The 8,805-nt window shown below is 63.5% G+C and carries 6 protein-coding genes; 5 read left to right on the top strand and 1 reads right to left on the bottom strand.

The features are described from left to right. The coding region (locus EOA27_RS11440) for a GAF domain-containing protein (RefSeq protein ID WP_145970322.1) at nucleotides 1-883 on the bottom strand (883 nt) is incomplete at its 3' end. 388 nt (nucleotides 884-1,271) lie between these two features. On the opposite strand from EOA27_RS11440, the gene EOA27_RS11435 reads away from it, so the two are divergent. The 5 genes from EOA27_RS11435 to EOA27_RS42060 form a co-directional block, all read left to right on the top strand. After that, nucleotides 1,272-3,053 (top strand): acetolactate synthase 3 large subunit, encoded by a 1,782-nt coding sequence (locus EOA27_RS11435; protein ID WP_126082062.1) that lies wholly within the window; start codon nucleotides 1,272-1,274, stop codon nucleotides 3,051-3,053. 142 nt (nucleotides 3,054-3,195) lie between these two features. Further along, complete coding sequence (ilvN, locus tag EOA27_RS11430; protein WP_042644054.1) at nucleotides 3,196-3,768, top strand: acetolactate synthase small subunit; 573 nt, start codon at nucleotides 3,196-3,198, stop codon at nucleotides 3,766-3,768. A 279-nt stretch (nucleotides 3,769-4,047) separates the two neighbouring features. Continuing rightward, nucleotides 4,048-5,358, top strand: a complete 1,311-nt coding sequence (locus EOA27_RS11425) for an efflux RND transporter periplasmic adaptor subunit (protein WP_126082064.1) — start codon at nucleotides 4,048-4,050, stop codon at nucleotides 5,356-5,358. After that, nucleotides 5,355-8,504 carry an efflux RND transporter permease subunit gene (locus tag EOA27_RS11420; RefSeq protein WP_126082065.1) on the top strand — a complete coding sequence of 1,050 codons (3,150 nt, stop codon included), beginning with the start codon at nucleotides 5,355-5,357 and terminating at the stop codon, nucleotides 8,502-8,504. The genes EOA27_RS11425 and EOA27_RS11420 overlap by 4 nt, the downstream gene beginning before the upstream one ends. Before the next feature lie 146 nt (nucleotides 8,505-8,650). Continuing rightward, a partial coding sequence (locus EOA27_RS42060; RefSeq protein ID WP_245491067.1) for a nitrile hydratase subunit alpha occupies nucleotides 8,651-8,805 on the top strand: 155 nt, incomplete at its 3' end.

The raw sequence follows: 8,805 nt of genomic DNA, 5'->3' as shown, positions 1-8,805 counted from the left end.
CCAGCCGCTCCTCGGTCGGGCGCCCGCGCGTCAAGTTCGGCAAGTCATCGATATCCATGTCGAGGTAACGCGAGATCGGCTGACCGATCGGCGAGGAGAGCCTCCAGTCGACGCCTCCGGCCTGCGCCAGAAGCAGCGCCCCGCCGCGCGTGGTGCCGAGGATGCGGCCCGAGGCATCGAGCGCGATGGCTGCTTCCGGATCGACATCGAGGAATTCGGGCGAGCGCGAGAAGCGCAGCACCCATTCCGAATGCATCTGCGCCATCAAATTGGCGAGCTCGATGCGCCGGGCAGACGCCGTCACCAGGTGAAGGGCAAGGTTCTGGCTGACTTTCGGCTGCGGCGAGCGCAACAGCGATATGTCGAGGACGGCGGTCAGTTCGCCCTTGGTGTCGAAGATCGGCGCGGCGGTGCAGGAGAGCGGCGTGTGGGTGGTATCGAAATGGTCGGTCTGGTGAATTGTCATCGCCTCGCCGGTGACGATGCAGGAGCCGACGCCGCAGGTTCCAGTGCGGCTTTCGGACCATTCGGACCCGAGATAGAGACCGGCCGTGCGCAACTGGTCCATGAACAGCGGGTCGCCGAGGAAGTCGACGGTGACACCTTTCGCGTCGGCCAGCAGCAGGACGTAGTTCTGGCCGGCCACCTGCTTGAACAATGTCTCCAGCCCGCTGCGGGCAATGGCGATCAGTCTTTCGGACTGCTCGCGATGCTCGCGCAACTGGGTATCGGGCACGATGTAGGCTTCCGTCGGACGTGCCGGGTCGAGCCGATGCGTATCGATGCAGCGCAGCCAGGACTGCACCACGATATCGTCGCGGACCGAACGCGCGCCAGACAGCACCTGTTCGATCTCGCGGATATGCTCCCGTTCGCCAGCCATGCGTCCTCCTCGCAGCCAACGTCACATCATAGTGCATGTCGTGCCCCCAAACCGCTCCACCCTTGCGGGCGACATGCATCGGCACATACTGGTGCCTCGGCGGCGGGCGCTCAACTGTACTATGGTAGCGCGAAACAGCGCCTTTTCTCACAGGCGGGTGAATTCGCGCCGGACCCCATTGACGAGCCCGCGTTTTCGCCCTTATTGTCCGCGCCCATGAAAACGGCACTCATTCTCGTAGGCTGGCGCGTGGGCAAGGCGGTGTAACCGCCGGGCGAAAACCTCCCATGCGCACCACACAGGCTCCCTCGGGGGCCTTTTTTATTGCCTCTAATCCAACTAAACGACCAGCAATCGCCAGATGGCGAAACAGTACGGGACCAGACCGATGAGCAACGGACAGAACGAGCGGCGCGAAATGACGGGTGCCGAAATGGTGGTGCAGGCGCTGAAGGACAATGGCGTCAAGCACGTCTTCGGCTATCCGGGCGGCGCGGTCCTTCCGATTTACGATGAAATTTTTCAACAAGACGATGTCGAGCACATCCTGGTCCGGCACGAGCAGGGCGCAGGCCATGCGGCCGAAGGCTATGCGCGCTCGACCGGTAAGGCCGGCGTGCTCCTGGTGACGTCCGGCCCCGGCGCCACCAATGCGGTGACGCCGCTGCAGGACGCGCTGATGGATTCCATCCCGCTGGTCTGCCTCACCGGCCAGGTGCCGACCTCGCTGATCGGCTCCGACGCCTTCCAGGAATGCGACACGGTGGGCATCACGCGGCCCTGCACCAAGCACAACTGGCTGGTGAAGGACGTCAACGATCTAGCCGCCACCATCCATGAAGCCTTCCATGTCGCGACGACAGGCCGGCCCGGCCCGGTCGTGGTCGACATCCCGAAGGACGTGCAGTTCGCCAAGGGCATCTACGTGCCGCCGCAGACGGCGCCGCGCACCAGCTACCAGCCGAAAGTCCAGGGCGACCTGGAAAAGGTGAAGGCTGCCGTCGAGCTGATGGCCGGCGCGAAGAAGCCGATCATCTATTCGGGCGGCGGCGTCATCAATTCCGGCCCGGAGGCGAGCCATCTGCTGCGCGAGTTGGTCGACCTCACCGGCTTCCCGATCACTTCGACACTGATGGGGCTCGGCGCCTATCCGGCATCGGGCAAGAACTGGGTCGGCATGCTCGGCATGCACGGCACCTACGAAGCCAATATGGCGATGCATGATTGCGACGTGATGGTCTGCATCGGCGCGCGCTTCGACGACCGCATCACCGGCCGACTGAACGCGTTCTCGCCGAACTCGAAGAAGATCCACATCGATATCGATCCGTCCTCGATCAACAAGAACGTCCACACTGACGTGCCGATCATCGGCGATGTCGGCCGTGTGTTGGAGGATCTGGTGCGGCTGTGGCGGGCGACCGCCAAGACCGACAAGAAGGCGCTCTATCCGTGGTGGGAGCAGATCGCGAAATGGCGCGCGCGGGATTCGCTGGCCTACAAGATGAACAGCGACGTCATCATGCCGCAATATGCGATCCAGCGGCTCTATGCGCTGACCAAGGACATGGACACCTACATCACCACCGAGGTCGGCCAGCACCAGATGTGGGCGGCGCAGCATTATCATTTCGACAAGCCGAACCGCTGGATGACGTCGGGCGGCCTGGGCACAATGGGCTACGGCCTGCCGGCCGCGCTCGGCGTGCAGATCGCGCATCCGGATGCACTGGTCATCGACATCGCGGGCGACGCCTCGGTGCAGATGACCATGCAGGAGATGAGCTCGGCGGTGCAGTATGAGGCGCCGATCAAGATCTTCATCCTGAACAACCAGTATATGGGCATGGTGCGCCAGTGGCAGCAGCTCTTACACGGCAACCGGCTGTCGCATTCCTACACCGAGGCGATGCCGGACTTCGTCAAGCTGGCGGAGGCCTATGGCGGACACGGCATTCGTTGCGACAAGCCGGACGAGCTCGACGACGCGATCCGCGAGATGATCTCGGTGAAGAAGCCGGTTCTGTTCGACTGCCGCGTGGCGACCTTGGCCAACTGCTTCCCGATGATCCCTTCGGGCAAGGCGCATAACGAGATGCTTCTGCCGGACGAGGCGACCGACGAGGCAGTGGCCAACGCCATCGACGCCAAGGGCAGGGAACTGGTTTAGAGCATGATGCCGAAAAGTGAGAAGCGGTTTTCGGGCAACATCATGCTCCATCCATAACACTAGCCACAAAGGCGGGGCTGTCGCGAGAAAGCCGTGCGCAAACTGAGAATTAGCTCAAAAGTCTAAAATAGAGATTCATGTCATGAACGCACAGCTCCAGCCGACCGGTTCGGCTTATTTCATCGCCAAGGAAACCGAGAAGCCGGAAACCCATACGCTTTCCGTGCTGGTCGACAACGAACCGGGCGTTCTCGCCCGCGTCATCGGCCTTTTCTCGGGCCGCGGCTACAACATCGAAAGCCTTACCGTTTCCGAGACCGAGCACGAGAAGCATCTGTCGCGCATCACCATCGTGACGCGCGGCACGCCGCATGTGATGGAGCAGATCAAGCATCAGCTCGAGCGCATCGTGCCGGTGCACCGGGTGGTGGACCTGACCGTGCGCTCGCATGAGCTGGGACAGGAGCGGCCGCTGGAGCGCGAACTCGCGCTGGTCAAGGTCGCCGGCACGGGCGACGCCCGCGTCGAGGCGCTTCGGCTTGCGGACGCCTTCCGCGCCTCGGTCATCGACGCCAACACCGAGCATTTCATCTTCGAGATCACCGGCAAGGGCTCCAAGCTCGACCAGTTCATCGCCATCATGAAGCCGCTTGGCCTGGTCGAGATCTGCCGCACCGGCGTTGCGGCGATGAACCGCGGCCCGCAGGGGATGTGAGCAAGGCAGACATCGCTCGCACCCCTTCAATCGTTTCTCTGGCCCGGCAGTCGTCCATCTTGGCGGCCTTTCGGATCGGTGGACAGCCCGGTCGGATCCCCTGTTACCCGGCTGCCTAACCATTGTGCAGTGCACATTAAATCTTCGTAATGCCGCGTTTTGGCCCTTTTCCGCCAAAGCCTTGTCCTATCTATTCGGCGAAAATTGCGGCAAGGCGCCGTGGATCGGGCTAGGATAGACCACCTGGTCCGGCGTGTCGGGTCAGAGGGCATATTGTCGATGCGCGGAAAAATTGCCTTTGCAGTTGTTGCGGTCGCCTGCCTGGCGGGGGCCGGGCTCTACTATTCGCCCACGATGCTGGCCCCCACAATGCTGGCCAGGGTCCAGCAGCTGATTTCGGGCAAGCAGGCTGACGCGAGCGACAAGACGGCGAGCGGCGACAAGACGGCCGGCGCCCCGGACAATGCGAAAGGCGACAATGCGAAAGGCGGCGGTCCACGTTCGGCCTCGATCGTCTCCGCCGTCGCGACCACCGCCGATTTCCCGATCCGGCGCTATGCCATCGGCTTCGTCTCGTCACCGGAGGTGGTCAACATCAATGCCCGTGTTTCCAGCCAGATCGTGTCGATCGCGGTCAAGGACGGGCAGATGGTCAAGGCCGGCGATCTGCTCATTTCGCTCGATGACCGCGCGCTGAAGGCGCAACTGGCCAAGGATCAGGCGACGCTCGCCAAGGACCAGGCGATGCTGGTGAGCGCCCAGGCCGACCTGCAGCGTGCCAAGGATCTTGTCGCCAAGCAGGCCGGCACGCAGCAGACCTACGACCAGGCGCTGGCGGCGCAGAAAGCCGCGGCCGCGACCATCGATGCCGACAAGGCGACGATCGACGCCGATACCGTGCAATTGAGCTACGCGACCATCACGGCGCCGATCTCGGGCCGGCTCGGCGCCGTCAACGTGTCGGTCGGCGATCTCGTCACCACCAGCAATGGCAGCTCAAGCAGTTCGACGCCGCTGGTCACCATCACGCAGATGGACCCGCTGCAGGTGAATTTCACGCTGCCGGAAAGCAACCTCGCCCTTTTGCACAAGGCGCTCGCCGACCCGCAGCAAGGCAACGTGATGCTGACCAAGGACGGTGACCCCACGCCCATCGGCAAGGGCACGCTCGACTTCGTCGATTCCAGCGTCGATACCGCTTCCGGCACCATCGCCACGCGGGCCAGCATACCCAACCCGGATCTTTCGCTGTGGCCGGGGCAATATGTGAATGTGGTGCTCGATGCCGGCACGATGCCGCACATGACCTCGGTGCCGACGGTCGCGGTGCAGCCCAGCCAGAAGGGCCCCTTCGTCTATGTGGTCAAGCCGGACAACACGGTGGAGATGCGGCCAGTGCAGGTGGCGCTGACGGAGGGGCAGAACAGCGCCATCAGCGATGGTCTGAAGAGCGGCGAGAAAGTCGTCGTCGAGGGCCAGACACGGTTGAAGAACGGCGCGGCGGTACATGAAGGCAAGGCGGCCGGATCCGGTGACCAGGCGTCACCGAAAGTCGCTGAGGCCGACAAGGCGGGCGGAGCTGCCCAATGATCTCCGAATTCTGCATTCGCAGGCCCGTCGCCACGCTGCTGATGTCGTTCGCCCTCATTCTGGGCGGTATCTTTGCCTACAAGTTCCTGCCGGTGGCGGCGCTGCCGAGCGCCGAGTTTCCGGTGGTCAATGTTTCGGCCAGCCTGCCCGGCGCGTCGCCGGAGACGATGGCGACATCGGTGGCGACGCCGCTGATCAAGCAATTCGCGACGATCGCCGGCATCGATTCGATCTCGACCACCAATTCGCTCGGCCAGACCTCGATCGCCATCCAGTTCGTGCTGAACCGCGACATCGATGCCGCCGCCGCCGACGTGCAGGCGGCAATCGCGCGAACGCAAAGATCGCTGCCGCCGGAAATGACCTCGCCGCCGAGCTATCGCAAGGTCAATCCGGCCGACGCGCCGATCCTTCTGATGTCGCTGGTCAGCGGCACGGTCCCGCTGACCGATCTCGACGCCTTCGCGGAAAACGTCATCTCGCCTTCGCTGTCGACCATCGACGGCGTGGCCCAGGTGTCGATCTTCGGCCAGCAGAAATACGCGGTGCGCATCCAGATCGATCCGTCCGCGCTTGCCGCGCGCGGCATCTCGATCGATCAGCTGCAGGCGGCGATCGCCTCGGCCAACAGCAACACGCCGCTCGGCGTGCTGCAGAACAACAAGCAGCAGTTGACGATCACCGCCAACACGCAGCTGACCAGTGCCGCCGGTTTCTCCAACCTCATCATCGCCACGAAGAACGGCCATCCGGTGCGGCTGGGCGAGGTGACCCGCGTCGTCGATTCCGTGCAGACCACGACGACGGCGAGCTGGTATGACGGCACCCGCGCGATCATCATGGCGGTGCAGCGCCAGCCCGATGCCAACACCGTCGATGTCGTCGACAAGGTCAAGGCGATGCTGCCGTCCTTCCAGGACCAGATGCCGGCCGCCGCCCAGATCAAGCTGCTCAACGACCGCTCGACCTCGATCCGCCAGGCCGTCGACGACGTTCAGTTCACGCTGCTCCTGACCATCGCGCTCGTCGTGATGGTGATCTTCGTCTTCCTGCGCCGGGTGACGGCGACGATCATCCCGGCGGTGGCGGTGCCGATCTCGCTGATCGCCACGCTTGGCGCGATGTTCCTGTTCGGCTTTTCCATCGACAACATCTCGCTGATGGGACTGACCTTGGCCGTCGGCCTCGTCGTCGACGACGCCATCGTCATGCTCGAAAACATCTTCCGCCACATGGAAGAGGACGGGCTGTCGGCCTTCGACGCCTCGCTGAAGGGCGCGCGCGAGATCGGCTTCACCATCATCTCGATCTCGATCTCGCTGGTGGCGGTGTTCATTCCGGTGCTTTTGATGGGCGGCGTCATCGGCCGCATCTTCAACGAATTCGCCGTCGTGGTGACCGTCGCCATCCTGGCCTCGATGTTCGTCTCGCTGACGCTGACGCCGATGCTTTGCTCGCGGCTGTTGTCGGTGACGAAGGCGGATCGCGAGGCGCATAGCGCCGGCAGGCATGACATCGTCACCCGTGCCTATGACTGGCTCTTGAGCTTCTGCCTGCGCCACACCTTCCTGATTTTCCTGGTCTTCATCACCACTGCCGCGGCGTCGGTGTGGGTGATCCAGGTTTCGCCGAAGGGCTTCTTCCCGCAGGAAGATATCGGCCAGATATCGGTCACCACCATGGCGCGCCAGGACATCTCGTTCGACGCCATGGCGAAGCTGCAGGGGCAGGTGGCCAGCGTGTTCTCGAAGTCGCCCTATGTCGACCATGTGGCCTGGTCGGCCGGCAGCGGCAACAACGCGCTCAACCAGGGCCAGCTTTTCGTCCAGCTCAAGGGCAAGGACCAGCGCCCCAACATCGAGAAGGTGCTTGCGGATCTGAGACGCCAGCTGGCCGGCGTGGCGGGCATCGAGACCTACATGCAGCCGGTGCAGAACCTGCGGCTCGGCTCGCGGTCGTCCGCCAGCGCCTACCAACTCGTGGTTCAGGGGCTCGATACCAAGCAGACCGACGTCTGGGCACAAAAGCTTAATGATGCCATGGCCGCGGACCACACCATGTTCACCGACGTCACCAGCGACCTGCAGAACAATGCCTTGCAGGCATCGCTCGTGATCGACCGCGACAAGGCCGCCCAGCTCGGCATCGACACCGACACGCTGCGCTCGGCGCTTTATGGCGGCTTCGGTACCGACCAGGTCTCGACGATCTTCGGTTCGGCCGACAGCTATGAGGTCATCACCGAGCTCGACCCCAAGATCGAATGGTCGCCGGAACACATGCTGGCCATCCAGATGCGGACGTCGAGCGGGACTCTGGTGCCGCTGGGCGCCTTCGCCCGCGTCGACCGCACGGCCGGCGCCCTGACGATCAACCAGCTCGGACAGCTGCCGGCGGTGACGATCTCCTACAACCTGCCGCAGGGCGTGTCGCTCGGCGACACGGTGACCCGCATCGACCAGCTCAAGGAGCAGATCGGCATGCCGACGGCGATCTCGACGAGCTTTGCCGGCACCGCCAAGACCTTCCAGGATTCGCTGGCCAACCAGGGCCTGCTGATCGGCGGCGCGATTCTCACGATCTATATCGTGCTCGGCATGCTCTATGAGAGCTTCATCCATCCGCTCACCATCCTCACCGGCCTGCCGTCAGCGGTGCTTGGCGCGGTGGTGGCGCTGCGCTTCGCCGGCATGGACCTTTCGGTCATCGCGGTGATCGGCATCCTGATGCTGATCGGCATCGTCAAGAAGAACGGCATCATGATGGTCGACGTCGCGCTGGAGCTGAGGCGACAGGGCATGTCGGCGAAGGAGTCCATCCATAAGGCCTGCCTGATGCGTTTCCGGCCGATCATGATGACGACGCTGGCCGCGCTGATGGGCACCTTCCCGATCGCGCTCGGCACCGGCGCCAGCGCCGAATTGCGCCAGCCGCTCGGCATCGCGGTGGTAGGCGGCCTGCTCGCCTCGCAGGCGCTGACGCTGTTCGTCACGCCGGTGATCTACGTCTATTTCGAGAACTTCTCGGGCTGGCTGCTCAGCTTTTCGTCGAGAAGGAACCAGCCGGCGCTGCATGTGGTGGAAGGCGGCGAGCAGGGCTCGCTGTTCGACGGCGAGTCGGAACCAAAGAAGGTGGCGGCCGAGTAGGAGCATGATCCCGAAAAGTTGCAGACTTTTCGGACAAGATCATGCCTCAGAAGACAAACCTGGAGGGAAGCCTCAGTTTCGCTCCAGTTCCACTGGCCCAAGGCGTCGCGCTTGCGGCCAACGGCGGCCGATCCTAGTCTTGCGTCATGACCCACGATCATGACCACGACAACGAGCTCGATCCGTTCGCGGCGCGCGTGCGCGCGCTGGAGACGATCCTGACCCAGAAAGGCCTGATCGATCCGGCGGCCATCGACGTCATCGTCGATACCTATGAGACCAAGATCGGTCCGCGCAATGG

It is taken from the genome of Mesorhizobium sp. M2A.F.Ca.ET.037.01.1.1 (assembly GCF_003998075.1).
Classification (GTDB): Bacteria; Pseudomonadota; Alphaproteobacteria; order Rhizobiales; family Rhizobiaceae; genus Mesorhizobium.
This window is presented reverse-complemented; position numbering and strand designations above follow the sequence as displayed.